Genomic DNA, 18,369 nt, shown 5'->3' on the forward strand with positions numbered 1-18,369 from the left:
CCGGGCCGCCTGTGGACGGGCGGCCCGGTCTGTCGGACCCAGCCCCTACGGTGTCGGGGTGGCGACCGACCTGACCCCCGCGCGCTGGGTGCTCGAGCTCAGCAGGGACGGCCTCGTGCGCGACGTCGGGGTGGTCACCCTGTCCCGGGCGGAGGGGTATGCCGCCAGCGACCGGGTGCGCACGCTCGTGGCCGGTCCGCGGGGCCAGCTGCTGGCGACGGTCAGCGGGTCCGCCCGCGGGCTCTACCAGACGATCGTGGAGCCCGACGACGGCTCGGGCGCCTGGTTCGGCCGGTGCTCCTGCCCCGTGGTGGTCGACTGCAAGCACGCCGTGGCCGTCCTGCTCGTCGCCGCGCGCCGGCTGCGGGAGCAGGGCGCGGACACCGACCGGCACGACTGGGAGCGGGCCCTCGCCCCGGTCGTGCGGGCGCCGGCCGCGGGCGGCGGTGGCGACGGCGAGGGTCCGAAGGACGCCACGCACCGGCTCGGGCTGGAGCTGAGCCTGCCCTCGGGCCGGGACGTCTGGGACCAGGCGCCCCGGCTCGTCGTGCGGCCGGTCCGCCGAAGCCTGCGGGGCGGCGGACGCTGGGCGCGGTCGGGCGTCACCTGGCGCGACCTGTCCAGCCCGTGGGCCAGCCCCGGGGTCGAGCCCGTCCACCGGGCCGCGGTCAGCCAGCTGCACGTCGCCGCGCAAGGGCTGTCCTACCGCCACTACTCGGCCACCGAGCTCTCCCTCGGGGACGTGGGGCCGCTCGCCTGGCCGGTGCTGGAGCGGTGCCTGCGCGTGGGCGTGGAGCTGGTCCCCGGCGCCGGCCTGACGGCCGTCGAGCTGGGCGAGGGGTCCGCCGAGGTGGTCCTCGACGTCCGCCGCGACGACGACGGACGGCTGACCCTGGCACCCCGCCTGCTGGTGGAGGGCGACGGCGACGACGCGAGCGACGAAGGCGACGACACCGACGACGTGCGCCTGCTCCCGCTGGGGCGGCCGGCGCACGGCATCGGCCGGGTGGACGCCGACGGACGGCTGCGGCTGTGGCCGGTCCGCACGAGCATCCCCGAGCTGCTCCTGCCGCTGCTCGAGCGGGACCGACCGGTCGAGGTCCCGCCCGAGGACGTCGACCGCTTTCGCACGCTCTACTTCCCCCACCTGAGCAGGGCGGTCCCGGTCCGTTCCCCCGACGGGTCGGCGACGGACCTGCGGCCGGCCCGGCCGGTCCTCCTGCTCGAGCTGACCCCCGGCGAGGACCACCGGCTGGACCTGGCCTGGAACTTCCTCTACCGCACCGAGCCGGACGGGGGCGGCGAGCGGGGCGGCACGGACGGTGAGGGTCAGGACGGCACGGGCGGTGTCGTCCTGCCGCTGCGACGTTCGCCGGCGGACGGTCCGCGCGCCGTCGACGCCGAGGACCGCATCCTCGCCGAGGTCGGCGACCTGCTGTCCGCCGCCATGCCGGTGCTGGTCGACCCCTGGGGCTACCCGCCGCGGCCCGAGCCGCGCACCCTCGCCGGGCGGGACACCGCGCTGTTCGTCACGGCCGTCCTGCCGACCCTCGAGGACCACGACGACGTCGTCGTGCGGGTGGAGGGGCAGCTGCCTGACTACGCCGAGGCCCAGGACGCCCCCGTCGTCACCTTCGGCACGAGCGAGGTCGAGGACGACGACGGCGGACAGGACTGGTTCGACCTGCACGTGACGGTGACGGTGGACGGCATACCCGTGCCCTTCGAGGAGCTCTTCGCCGCCCTCGTCCGGGGGGACGCGGTGATGATGCTGCCCTCGGGCACGTGGTTCTCCCTGGACACCCCCGAGCTGCAGCAGCTGCGCAGGCTCATCGAGGAGGCCCGCGCGCTCGCCGACGCCGACGGGCCGGACGCGGTGCGGCTGACCCGCTACCAGGCAGGGCTGTGGGAGGAGCTCGTCGAGCTCGGGGTCGTGGGGGAGCAGGCGCAGCGCTGGCGCGACTCGGTCGAGGCCCTCCGCCACCTCGGCGACGCCGACCGGGGGACCGCCCAGGTGCCCGGCTCGCTGGCCGCCACCCTGCGCGACTACCAGCTCCAGGGCTTCCGCTGGCTGAGCACCCTGTGGGACGCCCGCCTCGGCGGGATCCTCGCCGACGACATGGGGCTGGGCAAGACGCTGCAGGTGCTGGCCACGGTGCTGCGGGCCGAGGAGCGCGGCGACCTGGCGGAGGGGCCGGTGCTGGTCGTCGCGCCGACGAGCGTGGTGGCGACCTGGGAGGCGGAGGCCCGACGGTTCGCCCCGGGCTTGCGGACCACGGCGGTGACCTCGACCCGCAGGCGCCGCGGTGGCCCCCTCGCCGACGCGGTGGGGTCGGCCGACCTGGTCGTGACCTCCTACACGCTGCTGCGGCTCGAGGCGGCCGACTACCGCGCGCTGCCCTGGAGCGGGGTGGTGCTCGACGAGGCGCAGTTCGTCAAGAACCACCGGTCGGTGACCTACCGGGCCGTGCGGGAGCTGGGCAGCCCACGGACGTTCGTGCTGACCGGCACCCCGCTGGAGAACTCCGTCATGGACCTGTGGTCGATGACCTCGCTCGCGGCGCCGGGGCTCTTCGGCGGACCGGAGGCGTTCACCGAGCACTACCGCAGGCCGATCGAGCAGGGTCGTTCCCCGGAGGCTCTTGACCGGCTGCGGCGCCGGGTGCGGCCGTTCCTGCTGCGCCGCACCAAGGACGAGGTGGCCACCGAGCTGCCCGAGCGCATCGAGCAGGTGCTGCCGGTCCCGCTGCACCCGACCCACCAGAAGATCTACGACCGGCACCTGCAGCGGGAGCGTCAGCGGGTGCTGGGCCTGCTGGAGGACCTGGACCGCAACCGGATGGCCGTCTTCCGGGCGCTGACGATGCTGCGCCAGCTGGCCCTCGACCCCGGGCTCGTCGACGAGCAGCACGCCGGGGCGGCCACCTCGGCCAAGGTCGCCGTGCTCGTCGACCAGGTGCGCGAGCTGGCGGCCGAGGGCCACCGGGCGCTGGTCTTCTCCAGCTTCACCGGCTACCTGGGCCTGGTCCGGGAGGCCCTCACCGAGGCCGGGATCGGCACCTCCTACCTGGACGGGCGGACCCGGGACCGTCCGGCCCGGATCGCGGCCTTCCGCGAGGGCGACGACCCGGTCTTCCTCATCAGCCTCAAGGCCGGCGGCGTCGGCCTGACCCTGACCGAGGCCGACTACGTCTTCGTGCTCGACCCGTGGTGGAACCCGGCCGCCGAGGCGCAGGCGGTGGACCGGGCCCACCGGATCGGCCAGACCCGCCCGGTCAACGTCTACCGGCTGGTCTCCACCGGCACGATCGAGGAGAAGGTGGTGGCCCTCCAGGAGCGCAAGCGCGACCTGTTCCGCACGGTCGTCGACGCCGGGGAGTTCCGCTCCGGGACCATCACGGCCGAGGACATCCGCGGGCTGCTGGAGCGATAGGCGCGGCGATGGTGGCGGTCGCGAGGTCGATGGCCCAGGATGGCCCTCATGCCCGCCGCGCTCGACCACCTCGTCCTGGCCGTGCCCCACCTGGAGGGCGCGGTCCTGGACCTCGCCCGACGCACGGGCGTCCAGCCGGTGTCCGGCGGCAGCCACCCGGGGCGGGGGACCCGCAACGCCCTCGTCGGGCTGACCTGGCAGGGGGAGCGTCGGTGCTACCTGGAGCTGCTGGCCCCCGACCCCGACCAGCCGCCCGTCGCGCCGGAGGAGACGATGCTCGGGCTGGGGGCCCTGGGCGCGGAGTTCGTGCCCCGGCTGCACGCGTGGGCCGTGCGGACCCGCGACCTGGACGCCACGCTGGCCGCCGCGGCCGCCGCGGGGGTGGACACGGGACGCGCGGTGCGGGCCGGTCGCGACCTGCCCGACGGCACCCGGCTGGCCTGGCGGCTGGCCGTGCCCCGGCCCCTTGCGCACGGCGGCGTCCAGCCCTTCCTCATCGCCTGGGACGGCCCCCACCCCACGGACGGGTCGATGCCCACGCTCGAGCTCGTCGAGCTGGCCGTCGACCATCCCGACCCGCAGGCCGTGGAACGGGCCCTGGCCGTCCTCGACGTCGACGTCGAGGTGCACCACGGCCCCCATCCCCGGCTGCACGCGGTCCTCGACAGCCCGGAGGGCCTCGTCGAGCTGGGGGAGTGCTGCCGTGACCGGTGGTGAGCGGACGACCGGGCCGGCGGGCACGGCATACCACCTGAGGCCGCGGAGCGGCTGGCTGAACGACCCCAACGGGATGGTGTTCCACCAGGGACGGTGGCACGTCTTCTACCAGCACAACCCGCAGGCGGCCCGGCACGACCGGATCGCCTGGGGGCACGCCAGCAGCGAGGACCTGGTCCGGTGGGAGCACCACCCGGTCGCGTTCGGTCCGACCGAGGGCGGTCCCGACGCGTTCGGCTGCTGGAGCGGGGTGCTGCTGCCGACGCCCGGTGGCGCGGTGGCGCTCTACACCGGGGTGGTGGACGAGTCCCAGGTGAGCACGGTGTGCCTGCGGCGGGGGGACGAGGAGCTGGTGCGCTGGTCCGGCCCCCGGGTCGTCGCCGCGCAGCCCGGACCGCCCGTGCGGGTGATGCGCGACCCGTTCGTCTGGCAGCACGCCGGCCGCCGGTGGGCCCTGCTGGGGGCCGGGCTGGCCGACGGGACACCGGCGGTGCTGCTCTACGACGCCGAAGACCTCGCCGACTGGCGCTACGCCGGCGTCTGGCTGCGGGGCGACCGGGCCGACCTCGCCGCCGCGGGCCCGGCCGACGTGTGGGAGTGCCCCCAGCTGGTCCTGCTCGACGGCGGGACCGGGGAGGCGTCGCTGGTCCTCTCGCTGCACGACCGGGGGCGGCTCACCCAGGTGGTGGGCGTCGGCGGGCACGTGGTCGATGACGACGGCACGCCCCGGTTCGAGCCGTCGGGCGTGGCCGTGCTGGACGTGGGCACCTCGTTCTACGCGCCGCAGGTCGCGGCCGACCCCGACCCCGGTGCCTGGCTCCTGGGGTGGGTGCGCGAGGAGGACCGGCACCTCGACGGGCCTGCCGACGGGCCTGTCGACGGGCCCGACCACGCCGGCTGCCTGACCCTGCCGCGGCGGGTGGTCCCCGACGACCACGGGGCGCACGCGGGTGCGGTGCGGCTGGTGCTCGACCCGCGGGTGGCCGCCGGTCTGCCGCTGGGGCCGCCGGAGGAGGTGACGGCGCACCAGGAGCTCGACCGGCCCCTGCGGGTGGAGGCGCTCGCGGAGGGGGCCCGGCTCACCCACGCCGAGCTGCCGGAGGTGCCGTTGGCGGCCGGTGACCTGGTCCTCGTCGACGCGGACGTGCTGGAGGTCTACCCGGCGCAGGGGCCGCCGACCACGCACCGTCACCCCCGGCCGTGGGCGCTGACGGTCCGACCCGGGCGGGCCGGTCCTGCGGGGCAGGTCGTCGAGGTGCGTGCGGTCGACGTCAGCCGGCTGCGTCCCCCGACCACACCAGCAGACCGTCAGGTCCGGGGCGCGCCCCCTCGCTGAGCGTGTGCGGGGTGACCCGGCCGTCGTGCATGAGGTGGCCGACCGCAACCCCGTGCTCGCCCAGGACGACGTCGGCCACGATCCGGCGGTGGCAGCGCCACCAGACCGACTCGGAGCACATCACCGCCGTCCGGCCGTGCCGGTCGCCACCCAGGTCGCGCAGCAGCTCGGCCAGCCCCTCCCGGAACTGCGGGTCCCTCGTCCAGGCCGCGTAGGCGCGGAACTGCTCGACCCGCCACCAGACGTCGGGGTTGTCGGCCCGCTCGTCGGGGGTCAGCCGGCGCCGCCCGCCGAGCCGTTCGTCCCACCGGTAGGCCACCCCCACCTGCCGGAGGGTCTCCTCCAGCGCGGGGCGCTTGGCCGCCGGGTTGGTCCTGCTGCCCGGGTAGCGGCGCACGTCGACGACCAGCTCGATCCCCGCCTCGAGGACGAGGTCGGCCAGCGCGGGCGAGTCCAGCCGCCCGTGCCCGAACGTCAGCAGCGCCGGTGCCGCCCCTGCCATCGTGCCGTCAGGCGTCCCCGCCGGCCGGGCTGGTCGTCGCCGAGGTGGCCCGCCGGCCGGCCGTGCGGCGGGTGGCGGTCCTGCGGGTCGGGGTCTCCTGGGCGGCGGGCTCCTCGACCGAGGACTCCTGGGCGGGGGCGTCCTGCGCGGCGGACTCCTTGGCGGGCGTCTCCTGGGCCGGGGACTCGTTCGCCGGGGACTCCTTGGAGGCCGACGTTCCCGCCCTGCTCCGGCTGCGGCTCGTCGCCTGCGCGGGGGTCTTCGCCGTGGCCTTGGCGGTGGTCTTCGCGGCCGTCTTCGCGGGGCCCTTCGCCGCCGTGCCCTTGGCGGGCGACTTCTCGGCGTCCTTGGCGGCGGCGGTCCGGTCCGTCGTCCTCGTCGTGCGGCCGGACCGCTTCTGCCGCAGGCGCACCATGAGGTGCGACCCCTCGGTGGTGGTCTCCAGGTAGGGCTGGTCCTGGACGAGCTGGGAGAGCTTGGCGTAGCCGAACTCCCGCGGGTCGAAGTCGGCGTGCGCCCGGTTGAGGTGCTGGCCCACGACGCTCAGCCGGCTCCAGCCGTCGTCGTCCGAGGTCGCGTTGACCCCCTTGGTCAGCGCGCTCTGCAGGTTGATCGAGGGGGTGCGGCTCTCGCGGTCCTCGTCCCCCGGAGCGTCCGGCTCACGCCGGTCCCCGCCGTCCCCGGCGTCGTCCAGCTGCTGGTCCTGGTCCTGCTCCTGCTCCTGAAGCACCTCCAGGAAGATGAACTGGTCCACGGCCCGGCGCAGCGACTCCGGCGTCTTGCGCCGACCCAGCCCGAAGACCCGCTTGCCCGACTCCCGCAGCCGGGTGGCCAGCCGGGTGAAGTCGGAGTCGGAGGAGACCAGTGCGAAGGCCTCGACGTTGCCCTGCCACAGCAGGTCCATGGCGTCGATGATGAGCGCCGAGTCCGAGGAGTTCTTGCCCACGGTGTAGGCGAACTGCTGGACCGGCTGGATGGCGTGCCGGTGCAGCTCGGGCTTCCAGCCCACGAGGTGCTGCGTCGTCCAGTCGCCGTAGGCGCGCTTGACCGTCGGGGTGCCGTACTTGGCCAGCTCCTCCAGGACGGCCTCGGCATGCTTGCTCGAGACGTTGTCGCAGTCGATGAGCACGGCGATCCGGGTCCTGCTGCTGGCGTCGGTGTCCACGCTGGGCACCCTACGCCAGCACTCAGACGCTGACCCGCTCCAGTTCCTCCTCCACGAGCGGGACGAGGGCGTCGAGCTCGGCCTGGGGCTCGGCCCCCTCCCGCACGACCCGGCCCACGAGCTCGGTCCACGCGGCCTGGGCCCGGGGGGTCCACAGCAGCGGGGTCTGCGGGTGCCCGTGCTCGACGACGTAGGTCGCCACGTGCTGGGCCGGCCCCTCGGCCAGCACGTCCGCCTCCGGGACGAGGGACAGCCGCGCCGGGATGTGCACCCCGTAGGAGGTCGCGAAGTCGAGCTGGTGCTCGGTCTTCTCCACCCACAGCCAGCGGGCGAAATCCCTGGCGGCCTCGATGTCCGAGGCCCGCGCCGAGACGCAGCAGCCGTAGGCGCCGACGGGCACCGAGGGCGACCCGCCGGGCATCGAGGGCCACGGGATGGCCCCGAAGTCGTCGCCGAGCTCGGCGCGGATCTGCGGGAAGGTCCACAGGCCGGTCCACTGCATGGCCGTCCGCCCCGACGTCAGGGGGGTCGGGTCGTCCCAGTCCTCGGGGGAGTCGAGCAGGAGCACCTCGTCGGTCCAGAAGGTGCGCAGCACGCTCAGCGCCTCGGCCGCCCCCGCCGAGTCGAAGGTCACCTCATCCCCGTCGAGGAAGTCCAGCCCCGCCGACCACAGCATGGGCCCGCCCATCCGGCCCGCCCCGCCGTCGTTCCCGAGGAAGAGGCCCTTGACCGTGTCCGTGGTCAGCTCGCGGGCCGCCTGCTGCAGGTCCGCCATCTTCCGCGGCGGCTCGATCCCCACCTGCTCGAGCAGGCTCGGGCGGTAGACGAGCACCTGCGTGTCGACGACCTGGGGGATGGCCCAGATCTTCCCGTCGTAGGTCATCCGCTCGACGATCCGGGGGTTGAAGTCGGGCAGCGCGTCGCCGAACGCGTCGGTCACGTCGACCACGAGGCCGTCCCGGATCATGTCGATCGACGGGCCGTTGGCGTACTCGAACACGTCCGGCCCCTCGCCCCCGACGAGCGCGGTGACCGTCGTCCGGTCGTAGGACCCCGGCTGCCAGCTCACCGTCACGTCGGCGGCCTCGTACTCCGCCGCGTAGCGCTCGACGGCCTCGCGGACCCCCTCCTCGCCGTACTGGTGGTACCACTGGGACAGCTTCGGGGGAGGCCCGCCGGCGGTGCCGGTCACGGTCGCCCCGTCCCCGGTCATCGGCGCCGGCGCGGACCCGTCCTCGCACGCCGCGAGCAGCGCACCGAGCGCCGCGGTCCCGCCGAGCGCCAGCACGGAACGGCGGGACAGGGGCGGCGACGGTGCCATGCGGGTCCTCCCGGAAGGATCGGCCGGACGTGTGTGCCCAGAGTATGCCGTGGGCCGCACCCGCCCCTCCCGTGGTCACGATTCGACAACGAAGGCGTGTCGCCGGTGGACCCTGGGGGCGCTCCGTGCGTCCAATAGCGGACGCGCCGTCGCAGCACAGGGGAGGACCACGGATGAGGATGCAGCGCTACGAGGGGGTGCCGCGGGCCCTCGCCCGCCTGCCGCTCCACCGCCGCGACCTGCTGCGCGGGGGGCTGGGGCTGGTCACCGGGGCGGTCCTGGGCGGGCTGGCCGACAGCTACGACAGGGTCGCCGTCCCACCGCCGCCCCCGCCCGAGCCGGAACCCGAGCCCGAGCCGCCGCCCCCGCCGCCCGAGCCCGCGGCATACCAGCGCGGCGACGCCGGGGACGGGGTGCTGGCGCTGCAGCAGCAGCTGGGCGCGACCGGCTACTGGTGCGGAGAACCCGACGGCGGCTTCGGCCACCTGACGCAGCAGGCGGTCTGGGCGGTGCAGAAGGCCCACGGGCTGGTGCGCGACGGGATCGCCGGCCCTGCGACCCAGGCCGCGATCGAGACCGGCTACCGCCCGGCCCCCGTGGCCGGCGGCGACCACGTCGAGGTCCACCTGGGCCCGCAGCTGCTCCTCGTCGTCCGCGGCGGGGCCACCACGATGGTGCTCAACACCTCCACCGGGAACGAGGAGCCCTACGAGTTCCGGGGCGAGGAGTACACCGCGCAGACGCCCACGGGCGACTACGTCGTCGGCTTCATGGACTCCGTCGGCACCGCCGGAGACGGCTGGCGTGAGGGTGAGCTGGGCGAGCTGTACCGGCCGATGTTCTACGACGGCAACTACGCCGTCCACGGCTCCGGGTCGATCCCGCCCTGGCCGGCCTCCCACGGCTGCGCCCGCATCTCGACGGCGGCGATGGACATGTTCTGGTCCGAGGGGCTGCTCGGCATGGGTGGCCGGGTCGTCGTCGTCTGACCCGGTGATCGGCGCGGCCGGATGCTGGAGACCTTCTTCGACCGTCATCCGGGGTGGATCACCGTCGGCGGGCCCGACCACCTCGTCTACGCCACGCTGCTGGTCCTCGTGGCCACCGGGCTGGTCGCCGGCCGCCGCTGGGTGCGCGCCCACGAGCCTGGGGTGCGCCGGGTGCTCGTCGGCGTGGTGGTCCTCCAGCAGCTGACGCTCTACGGCTTCTACGCCACCGCCGGGTGGGACTGGGGCGAGTCGCTGCCCCTCCACCTGTCCCGGATCTCGGCCCTGCTGGGGCTGGTCTGGCTGCTCACGCGCGAGCGACGGGTGATGGACGTGCTGTTCTTCTTCGGGCTCTACGCCTGGGGCAGCTTCTCCTACCCGATGCTCATCCAGCCGGTGACGAACGTGCTCGGCTGGAGCTTCTGGGTCAACCACACGGTCACCCTGCTCCTGCCCGCCTACGCCTGGATCACCACGGGGTGGCGTCCCACGGCGGGCGCCCTGTGGCGGGCCTTCGGCTGGTTCCTCGTCTACCTGTCCCTCGCGCTGGCAGTCAACCGGCTCACCGGGGGCAACTACTTCTACCTGCGGGACCGGCCCTTCTTCGGCGACCTCCCGCTGGCGCTCTACCTGCCCGTGGCCGTCGCGGCCACCCTGGCCCTCTTCTGGCTGGGGTATGCCGTCGCGCGCCTGGTGGGGGAGCGCACCGGGACCTGGCGGGCCGGGGCGGTGGCCTGAGGGCCGTCAGCGGAAGGCCTGGTGCCCCGTCAACGCCTGCCCGACGACCAGGGTGTGCATCTCCTCGGTGCCCTCGTAGGTGAGCACCGACTCCAGGTTGTTGGCGTGCCGCATGACCGGGTAGTCCCCGGAGACGCCGTTGGCGCCGAGCACCGTCCGGGCGCTGCGGCAGACCTCGATGGCGGCGGTGACGTTGTTGAGCTTGCCGACGCTGACCTGCTCGGGGCGCAGCAGCTCCCGGTCCTTCAGCCGGCCCAGGTGCAGGGCGAGCAGCTGCCCGGTCGCCAGCGCCTGGTGCATCCGGGCCAGCTTGGCCTGGGTCAGCTGGAAGGCGGCGACCGGCCGGCCGAACTGCTCGCGCTGCACCGCGTAGTCGCGCGCCGCGACGAACGCGGTCCGGGCCGCGCCCATCGAGCCCCAGACGATCCCGTAGCGCGCCTCGTTGAGGCAGGCCAGCGGCGAGCGCAGCCCCCGGGACTCGGGCAGGACGGCGTCCGCGGGCAGCCGGACGCCGTCGAGGACCAGCTCGGAGGTGACCGAGGCGCGCAGCGACATCTTCCCGGTGATCTCGGGGGCCGAGAAGCCGGGGGTGTCGGTCGGGACAACGAACCCGCGCACGGTGTCCCTGCCGTCGGGGTCGCCCTCGGTGCGCGCCCAGACGACGGCCACGTCGGCGACCGACCCGTTGGTGATCCACATCTTCGACCCGTCCAGGACCCAGTCCCCGCCGTCGCGGCGGGCCCGCGTGCGCATCGCCCCGGGGTCGGAGCCGTGGTCGGGCTCGGTGAGTCCGAAGCAGCCGATCGCCTCCCCGGTGGCCATCGGGGGCAGCCAGCGCTGCTTGTGCTCCTCGCTGCCGAAGCGCCAGATCGCGAACATCGCCAGGCTGCCCTGCACCGACACCAGCGAGCGCACCCCCGAGTCGGTGGCCTCCAGCTCCAGGCAGGCCAGCCCGTAGTCCACCGCGCTCATGCCCGCGCACCCGTAGCCCTCCAGGTGCATGCCCATGAGCCCGTGCTCCCCGAACACCCGGGCCAGCTCGCGGACGGGTGCCTGCCCCTGCTCGTACCACCCGGCCACGTGCGGCAGCACGTGCTCGGCGCACACCTCGCGCACGCTGTCCTGCACCGCGCGCTCGTCGTCGGTGAGGACCGCGTCCAGGTCGACGAGGTCGACGGGCAGGTCGGTGGTGCTCAGGCGGGCCACGGTGCGCTCCTGGGGGTATGCGGTGCTGCTGGGTCGGGCGGTCGTGCCCACCCTACGGGTCGGGGGTTGCGCGACGGCGACGGTCGGTGCCACACTGACAGACATTGGACAAACGTTGTCCAAAGCATTCTTCCCAAGGAGTCGTCATGACCGAGATCACCAGCCCCGCCAGCACGACCGTCAGCCCGGGCGGTCCGGGCTCCGCGCCGACCGACGCCGTCTCCTGGACCGACCTGGCCAAGGAGATGTGGAGCTACCTCACCGGACAGGGTGCGGCCATCAATTACAGCTTCGTCGACATGGCCGTCGAGGTGCCGCGCGACACCGGCCCCGACGCCCCGCGGGCGACCTGGAAGCTGGACGGCACGCTGCGCATCACGACCGAGGAGCACGCCGGCGGCACCTCCGAGAAGGCATGAGCGCCATGGCCGCGCCCCCGACGGCTCCGGCGGCCCCGGACGCCGCCCGCCTGCGGGTCGAGGCCGACCTGACCCTCACGGTCGACACGCCCCGCGCCGAGGACGACCCCGGCCGGCGGCTGACCGGCCGGGTCACCGGGTCGGGGTCGACCCTGACGGTGCGCCTCGAGGGACTGGACGCCCTGCCGCTGGGCAACGACCTGCGCACCGCCATGGACCCGGTCCGGGACGTCGCCCGGCTGCTCGCCGACGACGGCCTGACCGTGGTCGTCGAGGGGGACCAGGGCCGGATCCTGTCCCTGGGACGGGTCCGCGCCTCTCTCCTGGACCGGGCGGTCACGGGGTCGCGCCACATCGCGCTCCACGACCGGCGGGCGGCGCTGCGGCTCGCCCGGGCGAAGGGGGACGAGGGGGCGCCGTCGCTGCGGGCCCTGGTGCCGCCGTCCACGCCGTGGCCGCTGGCCCCGACGGTCACCCCGCCCCGACGTCGGCACGTCACCACCACCCACGACCCGCTCGGGGGCGGTCGGCCACGTCTGGTCTACTTCCCGACGCCGCCGGAGCAGGGCGGCGCCCGGACGGAGCTGGATCTCCGGCGGGGCACGACGACGATCGGCTCGGACCCCCAGGACGACCTGGTCCTGCCGGGCCTGTCGCCCGGCCATGTGCAGGTGCGCCGCAACCCCGCCACCGACGAGTACGAGGTGGTCCCGGTCGCGGGGCGGTCGGTTCGGGTGCACGGGGCCGAGGTCGACCGGCCGGTGGCCCTCCGGACCGGGTCCGTCGTGACCGCCGGCGACTGGTCGCTGACCTACCGGCGGGAGGAGTACGCCGACCACGGGCGGCCCTACGGCGGCCGGACCGGCGGGGAGTTCGCCCGTCAACGGCCGCAGCCGCCACGGCCCCGGTACGACCGCTGAGGGGTCGGTGGGCTGTGGCAGGGTGAGGAGGTCCCTACCCACCCCACCGGAGGTGCCCGACCCGTGCAGCCCCAGCCCGACCGCATACCCCCGTCCCTGCCGACCGAGGAGGAGCTGCGCGGCCGGGTCGAGGCCGCCGCCAGGGCCTGCGGCGTCGACCTGGAGGGGCACGCCGGGCCGCGGGAGGGCCGGTCCCCGGTGACCGGGACCGTGGTCTCCTCCCTGGCCTGGACCGCCGCCGACGAGGTGCCGCGCGCGGTGGAGCGGGCCCGGGAGGCCTTCCTCGACTGGCGCGTGGTGCCCGCGCCGGTGCGGGGCGCGCTCGTCAAGCGCTGGGCCGAGCTGCTGACCGAGCACAAGGAGGACCTGGCCACCCTGGTGACCGTCGAGGCGGGGAAGGTGACCTCCGAGGCGCTCGGCGAGGTGCAGGAGATGATCGACGTCTGCGACTTCGCGGTCGGGCTCTCGCGGCAGCTGTACGGGCGGACGATGCCCTCCGAGCGGCCCGGCCACCGGCTCAGCGAGACGTGGCACCCGCTGGGGGTCGTCGGGGTCGTCTCTGCGTTCAACTTCCCCGTCGCCGTGTGGTCGTGGAACACCGCGGTGGCCCTCGTCTGCGGCGATCTCGTGGTGTGGAAGCCCTCCGAGCGGACGCCGCTGTGCGCGCTCGCGGCCGACGCGCTGCTTGGGCGGGCGGTCCGGGAGGCCGGTCACCCCGAGGCCCTCTCGCAGGTGCTGCTCGGCGGTCCGGAGGTGGGCGAGGCGCTCGCCGCCGACCGCGGCGTGGCCCTGCTCAGCGCCACCGGCTCGACCCGGATGGGCCGTTCGGTGGGGCCGGTCGTGGCCGGACGGCTCGGCCGCAGCCTGCTCGAGCTCGGCGGCAACAACGCTGCGGTCGTCGCCCCCAGCGCCGACCTCGACCTGGCCGTGCGGGGCATCGTCTTCGCCGCCGCCGGGACCGCCGGCCAGCGGTGCACCACGATGCGCCGGGTGATCGCCCACCGGGACGTGGTGGACGAGCTCACGGAGCGGCTCGTCGCGGCATACCGCAGCCTGTCCGTGGGGGACCCCTCCCGGGAGGGCACCCTCGTCGGGCCGCTGCTCGACGCCCGCTCCGCCGAGGCGTTCCGGGTGGCCGTCGACCGGGCCGTCGCCGACGGGGGCGAGCTGCTGGTCGGGAGTGAGCGGGTGCTCGAGGAGGAGGCGCCGGAGGCCTTCTACGTGCGACCGGCCGTCGTCCGGATGCCCGCGCAGACCGAGGTGGTGCACACCGAGACGTTCGCGCCGCTGCTCTACGTGATGACCTACGACACCCTCGAGGAGGCGGTGGCGATGAACAACGCCGTGCCCCAGGGGCTGTCGTCCAGCATCTTCACCCGGGACCAGGCCGAGGCCGAGCTGTTCTGCTCGGCGGAGGGCTCGGACTGCGGCATCGTCAACGTCAACATCGGCACCTCCGGGGCGGAGATCGGAGGAGCCTTCGGCGGGGAGAAGGACACCGGCGGGGGACGGGAGTCCGGCTCCGACGCGTGGAAGGCCTACATGCGGCGGAGCACCACGACCGTGAACTACTCCGGGGAGCTGCCGCTGGCTCAGGGGGTGACGTTCGAGGTGTGAGCGGCCAGACTGGCCAGGAGGCGTCGACCTGTCGGGCCGGCGCCCGGACGAAGGAGTGAGCAGATGAGCCGCAGCACCGACCGCTCGCAGGACCCCTCGCCGTTCGCGTGGATCTTCGGCGGGGCTCTGGCGATGATCGCCGCCGGCAGCGTGATCCGGGCGATCGCCGGACGTCGGGGGAGCGGAGGGCAGGACGTGGCGGGCGGTCCGCACGCCGGGGACGCCGATGCCGACCTCGCCGGTCACCCCAGCTGACCGTCCGCAGGCCTACGTCGGGGTCGTCGGGCCGGGAGCCGGCGCGACCGCCGACCAGGTCGAGCAGGCGCGGGAGCTCGGCCGGTCGTTGGCAGAGCGGGGTCTCGTCCTGGTCACCGGGGGCCTGGACGGGGTGATGGACGCGGCGGCGGCCGGGTGCGACGAGGTCGGAGGCGTGAGCATCGGGCTGCTGCCGGGGTCGGACCGGACGACCGCCGGTCCGCACCACGCCGTCACCGTGCCCACCGGCCTGGGCGAGCTGCGCAACGGGCTGGTCGTCCGGGCCAGCCACGCCGTCGTCGCGGTCGGGCCCAGCTGGGGGACGCTGAGCGAGGTGGCGCTCGCCTGCCGCACGGGGGTGCCTGTCGTGCTGCTGGGCTGGCCGGAGCACGCGCTGGAGGGGATCGGCGGCTCTGGTCGCCCGCCGGTGCGGGCCTCCTCTGTCACCGAGGCCGTCGACCTGGTCCTGGGGGTGCTGCGGAGGTCGTCCTGACGCCAGGGAGCAGATGACGTGGTCGCTCGAAGAACACGGCGGCGACAGCCCCCAGGCAGGATGACGGCCACCGGCAGCAGCAGGGCGTCGGCCAGGGCCGACGCCACCCCGGCATCGCCCGCTGCGCCCCACCGCGGGAGGGGGGTTTCCCCGCCCGGCGGGAGCGACCCCATACGCTCCGATCCTGAGCGGGCCGACAGCCGGGCCTCCACGAGGACGGCGATCGCCGCGCTGCCCAGGACCGCCCCCAGCTGCCGGGTGGTGTTGTAGACGCCCGCTCCGGCGCCTGCCCGGGACATCGGCAGGTTGCGGGTGGCGGTGGTGGACAGCGGCCCCCAGATCAGGGGGTTGGCCACGCCCATGATCGTGCTCGTCACGACCACCTGCCACAACGGGGTGTCCGGGGCCATGACGACCGTCAGCAGCCAGATCGACAGGGCCAGCAGCGTGGTCCCCGCCCCGACGAGCCACCGGGGGTGGACCCGGTCGGTGAGCCAGCCCGCGACGGGCGCCAGCAGGAAGGCCATCACCGACGACGGGGCCATGAGCAGGGCGGCCGTGGTGGGCGAGAGCCCGCGGGCGTCCTGCGCCCACAGGTAGAACGGGAACGCCATCGCGGTCACGGTGAACGCCATCGTCGTGATCGCCAGGTTGGCCAGGGTGAAGTTGCGGTCGGCGAACAGGCCCAGCGGCACCAGCGGCTCGCCCCGGGTCCTTGCCTGCCGGACGACGAAGAGGACCATCATGACCAGCCCGACGACGATCAGGCCGGGGACGCTGACCGGGCCGACGATGCGGCCCCAGTCGTAGGTCCGCCCCTCCTGGATCCCGAAGACCAGCGCGAAGAGTCCGACGGCGCTGAGGGCCACCCCCAGCAGGTCGACGCTGTGCGCGTGCGTCTCCAGGCGGGGGACCAGCCGGGCGGCGAGGACGAGGCCCACGATCCCCACGGGGATGTTGACCCAGAAGATCCACTCCCAGCCCGCGGTGTCGACGAGCACGCCGCCGAGCACCGGTCCCACCAGGGTCGCCACGCCCGCGGTCGCGCCCCAGAGCGCCATCGCCTGACCGCGACGTTCGGCGGGGAAGGTGCGCGTGATCACCGCCATCGTCTGCGGGGTCATCATCGAGGCGCCCAGCCCCTGGACCACGCGCCCGGCGACCAGCCACCCGATCGTCGTGCCCAGCGTCCCGGACAGGCCGCACCAGAACGACGCGAGCGTGAAGACGGTGAGGCCGACCAGGTACACCCGCCGCGGCCCCACGAGGTCACCCAGACGCCCCGTGACCAGGAGCGGTACGGCATACCCCAGCAGGTAACCGCTCGTCACCCACAGCACCTCGTTGACGTCGGCGTCGAAGCTGTCCATGAGGGCAGGCGTGGCGACGGAGACGATCGTCGTGTCCACGAGGATCATGAAGAAGCCGATGACCAGCGCCCACAGCGCCGGCCACGGGCTCGTGGGGGTGGCGGCGGGCGTTCCCGTGCCGGCGGTGCGCGTGGACACAGGGGCACTGTATGGGGTGCCTCCGACGGAGCCTGTCCGTCGCCGTGGGTAGGGTCGGGACATGCGCACAGTCATCGTGGAGCAGCCCGGAGGGCCCGAGGCCCTCACCCTCGTCGAGCGGGAGACGCCCGAGCCCGGCCCCGGCGAGGTCCGCGTCGACCTGGCGGCCGGAGGGATCAACTTCATCGACGTCTACCAGCGCAGCGGACGCTATCCGTTGCCGCTGCCGTTCGTCGGTGGTAACGAGGGCTCCGGCACCGTCTCCGCCGTCGGCGAGGGCGTCGAGGACGTGCAGCTGGGCGACCGCGTCGCCTGGGCCATGACTCCCGGGAGCGGGTATGCCGAGCAGGTCCTGGTCCCCGCTGCGCGGGTCGTCCCGGTGCCCGACGGGATGGACCTGGAGCTCGGTGCCGCGGTCATGCTGCAGGGGATGACGGCGCACTACCTGGTCAACTCGACGTTCGAGGCGAAGGAGGGGCAGACGGCCGTGGTGACGGCCGCCGCCGGTGGTGTCGGGCTGCTGCTGTGCCAGATGCTGCGGGACAAGGGGGTGCGGGTCATCGGCACCGTCGGGAACCGGGAGAAGGTGGAGCTGGCCAAGGAGGCGGGGGCCGACGAAGTCGTGCTCTACCGGGAGGTCGACCTGGCCGAGGAGGTTCAGCGGCTGACCGACGGGGAGGGCGTGCACGTGGTCTACGACGGCGTGGGCAAGGACACCTTCGACGCAGGGATCTCGGTGCTGCGTCCGCGGGGGATGATGGTGCTGTTCGGCGCGGCGAGCGGGCCGGTGCCCCCGGTCGACCCGATGGTGCTCAACCACGGCGGTTCGCTGTACCTGACCCGGCCGACGCTGGCGCACTACGCCGCCGAGCGTGAGGAGCTGCTGTGGCGGGCCGGCGAGGTGCTCGGCGGGGTGGCCGACGGGTCGCTGAAGGTCCGGGTCGGCGGGCGCTACCCGCTGGCCGAGGCCCGGCGCGCCCACGAGGACCTCGAGGCGGGCGGGACGACGGGCAAGTTGCTGCTCGTGCCGTGAGCGGCCAACCCGACCCAGGTCCGCCCTGCCTGACCTAGCTGAACCCCTTGACCGAGCGGCCCCCACATCCCTGACGTGGGGGCCGCTCGCGTCTGCCTGGCCGCCCGAGGTCCCCGTGAGCCGGGCCCGCGGGGTCCCCGCCCGGTGGGGACACGACACCTGGGGGCAACCTCTTGCGATGTTCGAACACATGTTCTAAGATGGGTTCCAGGCAAGGGGATGCCGGGGAGGAGGGGTTCGATGAGTCACAACGTCGGTGGTCGAGAGGTGTCCTGGGTGACCGCCGGCGGTGGTCCGTCCCGCGGTGTGGCCGTCGTCGAACCTCCCTGGGAGGACCTGGAGCCCTACGACGCGGAGGCGTGCGCGGTCGGGGAGTCGTTGGAGTGGCAGCAGCTGACCGGCCCTGGGGCCTGGGCGGAGCCTGCGGCCGAGCACGACCAGGGGCTGACGTTGCGGGATCCGGTCGGCGCCGTGGGTCGTGTCCTGTCCGACCTGGGCCTGGGGGCTGCGACCGTGGAGGCGATGGCCGGTGCGGCTGTCGTGGCGGCCGAGCACGAAGGGGCCCTGGCGGTGCCGGCGGTGGACCTGGAGGCGGTCCGGGGGGTGGGTGCGCTGGCACTGCTGCGGTGTCGGATGGAGGCGGTGCAGCTCGTCGCGGTGGCGGACCTGGCGGTGCGCACGGGACGTCGGTTGCTGGAGGAGAAGGGGATCGAGGACGCG

Annotated in this window: 15 protein-coding genes and 2 pseudogenes; 12 read left to right on the plus strand and 5 right to left on the minus strand. The window is 74.5% G+C overall.

The features are described from left to right. Positions 1–58 precede the first annotated feature (58 nt). From FJR00_RS08660 to FJR00_RS08670, 3 genes are read left to right on the plus strand one after another with little or no spacing between them, the layout of a single operon-like run. Positions 59–3,433, plus strand: coding sequence for a DEAD/DEAH box helicase (locus FJR00_RS08660; protein WP_202876626.1), 3,375 nt, complete (start codon positions 59–61; stop codon positions 3,431–3,433). Positions 3,434–3,481: 48 nt separating this feature from the next. Next, positions 3,482–4,150: a VOC family protein gene (locus FJR00_RS08665; RefSeq protein WP_158068647.1), complete on the plus strand. Its 669-nt coding sequence runs from the start codon at positions 3,482–3,484 to the stop codon at positions 4,148–4,150. Continuing rightward, on the plus strand, positions 4,137–5,486 hold the full coding sequence (locus tag FJR00_RS08670; protein ID WP_141338360.1) for a glycoside hydrolase family 32 protein: 1,350 nt from the start codon (positions 4,137–4,139) through the stop codon (positions 5,484–5,486). The genes FJR00_RS08665 and FJR00_RS08670 overlap by 14 nt, the downstream gene beginning before the upstream one ends. Here the strand turns inward: FJR00_RS08670 and FJR00_RS08675 are convergent. The 3 genes and pseudogenes from FJR00_RS08675 to FJR00_RS08685 form a co-directional block, all read right to left on the minus strand. Beyond that, positions 5,422–5,988: a DUF488 domain-containing protein gene (locus FJR00_RS08675; RefSeq protein WP_141338361.1), complete on the minus strand. Its 567-nt coding sequence runs from the start codon at positions 5,986–5,988 to the stop codon at positions 5,422–5,424. The two genes, FJR00_RS08670 and FJR00_RS08675, sit on opposite strands and share 65 nt — an antisense overlap. A gap of 379 nt (positions 5,989–6,367) precedes the next feature. Beyond that, positions 6,368–7,153: pseudogene (locus tag FJR00_RS08680) on the minus strand (NYN domain-containing protein); the annotation flags it as partial. Positions 7,154–7,175: 22 nt separating this feature from the next. Further along, positions 7,176–8,474, minus strand: a complete 1,299-nt coding sequence (locus FJR00_RS08685; RefSeq protein ID WP_141338363.1) for an ABC transporter substrate-binding protein — start codon at positions 8,472–8,474, stop codon at positions 7,176–7,178. A gap of 173 nt (positions 8,475–8,647) precedes the next feature. Here FJR00_RS08685 and FJR00_RS08690 point away from each other — a divergent pair, with 173 nt between their 5' ends. Further along, positions 8,648–9,463, plus strand: coding sequence for a L,D-transpeptidase family protein (locus FJR00_RS08690; protein WP_237770132.1), 816 nt, complete (start codon positions 8,648–8,650; stop codon positions 9,461–9,463). A 21-nt stretch (positions 9,464–9,484) separates the two neighbouring features. Next, on the plus strand, positions 9,485–10,198 hold the full coding sequence (locus FJR00_RS08695; protein WP_141338364.1) for a YwaF family protein: 714 nt from the start codon (positions 9,485–9,487) through the stop codon (positions 10,196–10,198). A 6-nt stretch (positions 10,199–10,204) separates the two neighbouring features. Here FJR00_RS08695 and FJR00_RS08700 read toward each other — a convergent pair whose 3' ends face one another. Then, positions 10,205–11,404 carry an acyl-CoA dehydrogenase family protein gene (locus tag FJR00_RS08700; protein WP_238330397.1) on the minus strand — a complete coding sequence of 400 codons (1,200 nt, stop codon included), beginning with the start codon at positions 11,402–11,404 and terminating at the stop codon, positions 10,205–10,207. Between the two features lie 146 nt (positions 11,405–11,550). On the opposite strand from FJR00_RS08700, the gene FJR00_RS08705 reads away from it, so the two are divergent. From FJR00_RS08705 to FJR00_RS08725, 5 genes are all read left to right on the plus strand, one after another. Then, positions 11,551–11,823 (plus strand): hypothetical protein, encoded by a 273-nt coding sequence (locus tag FJR00_RS08705; RefSeq protein WP_075958002.1) that lies wholly within the window; start codon positions 11,551–11,553, stop codon positions 11,821–11,823. Positions 11,824–11,828: 5 nt separating this feature from the next. Continuing rightward, positions 11,829–12,743, plus strand: coding sequence for an FHA domain-containing protein (locus FJR00_RS08710; RefSeq protein ID WP_238330398.1), 915 nt, complete (start codon positions 11,829–11,831; stop codon positions 12,741–12,743). 63 nt (positions 12,744–12,806) lie between these two features. Further along, positions 12,807–14,360, plus strand: coding sequence for an L-piperidine-6-carboxylate dehydrogenase (gene amaB / locus FJR00_RS08715; RefSeq protein ID WP_238330399.1), 1,554 nt, complete (start codon positions 12,807–12,809; stop codon positions 14,358–14,360). 63 nt (positions 14,361–14,423) lie between these two features. Next, positions 14,424–14,615, plus strand: a complete 192-nt coding sequence (locus FJR00_RS08720; RefSeq protein WP_141338367.1) for a hypothetical protein — start codon at positions 14,424–14,426, stop codon at positions 14,613–14,615. Then, positions 14,587–15,108: an SLOG cluster 4 domain-containing protein gene (locus FJR00_RS08725; RefSeq protein ID WP_141338368.1), complete on the plus strand. Its 522-nt coding sequence runs from the start codon at positions 14,587–14,589 to the stop codon at positions 15,106–15,108. Before FJR00_RS08720 ends, FJR00_RS08725 begins: the two co-directional genes overlap by 29 nt. Here the strand turns inward: FJR00_RS08725 and FJR00_RS08730 are convergent. Then, positions 15,059–16,679 (minus strand): annotated as a pseudogene (locus FJR00_RS08730) (DHA2 family efflux MFS transporter permease subunit). The gene FJR00_RS08725 and the pseudogene FJR00_RS08730 sit on opposite strands and share 50 nt — an antisense overlap. On the opposite strand from FJR00_RS08730, the gene FJR00_RS08735 reads away from it, so the two are divergent. Both FJR00_RS08735 and FJR00_RS08740 read left to right on the plus strand, forming a co-directional pair. Further along, positions 16,678–17,649, plus strand: coding sequence for a quinone oxidoreductase family protein (locus FJR00_RS08735; protein ID WP_141338369.1), 972 nt, complete (start codon positions 16,678–16,680; stop codon positions 17,647–17,649). The pseudogene FJR00_RS08730 and the gene FJR00_RS08735 overlap by 2 nt on opposite strands. Positions 17,650–17,889: 240 nt before the next feature. Then, positions 17,890–18,369 (plus strand): hypothetical protein (locus FJR00_RS08740; protein ID WP_141338370.1); only part of this gene is annotated, 480 nt, incomplete at its 3' end.

The sequence above is a fragment of the Ornithinimicrobium kibberense genome, from assembly GCF_006519705.1.
In the GTDB taxonomy this organism is placed as follows: domain Bacteria; phylum Actinomycetota; class Actinomycetes; order Actinomycetales; family Dermatophilaceae; genus Ornithinicoccus; species Ornithinicoccus kibberensis.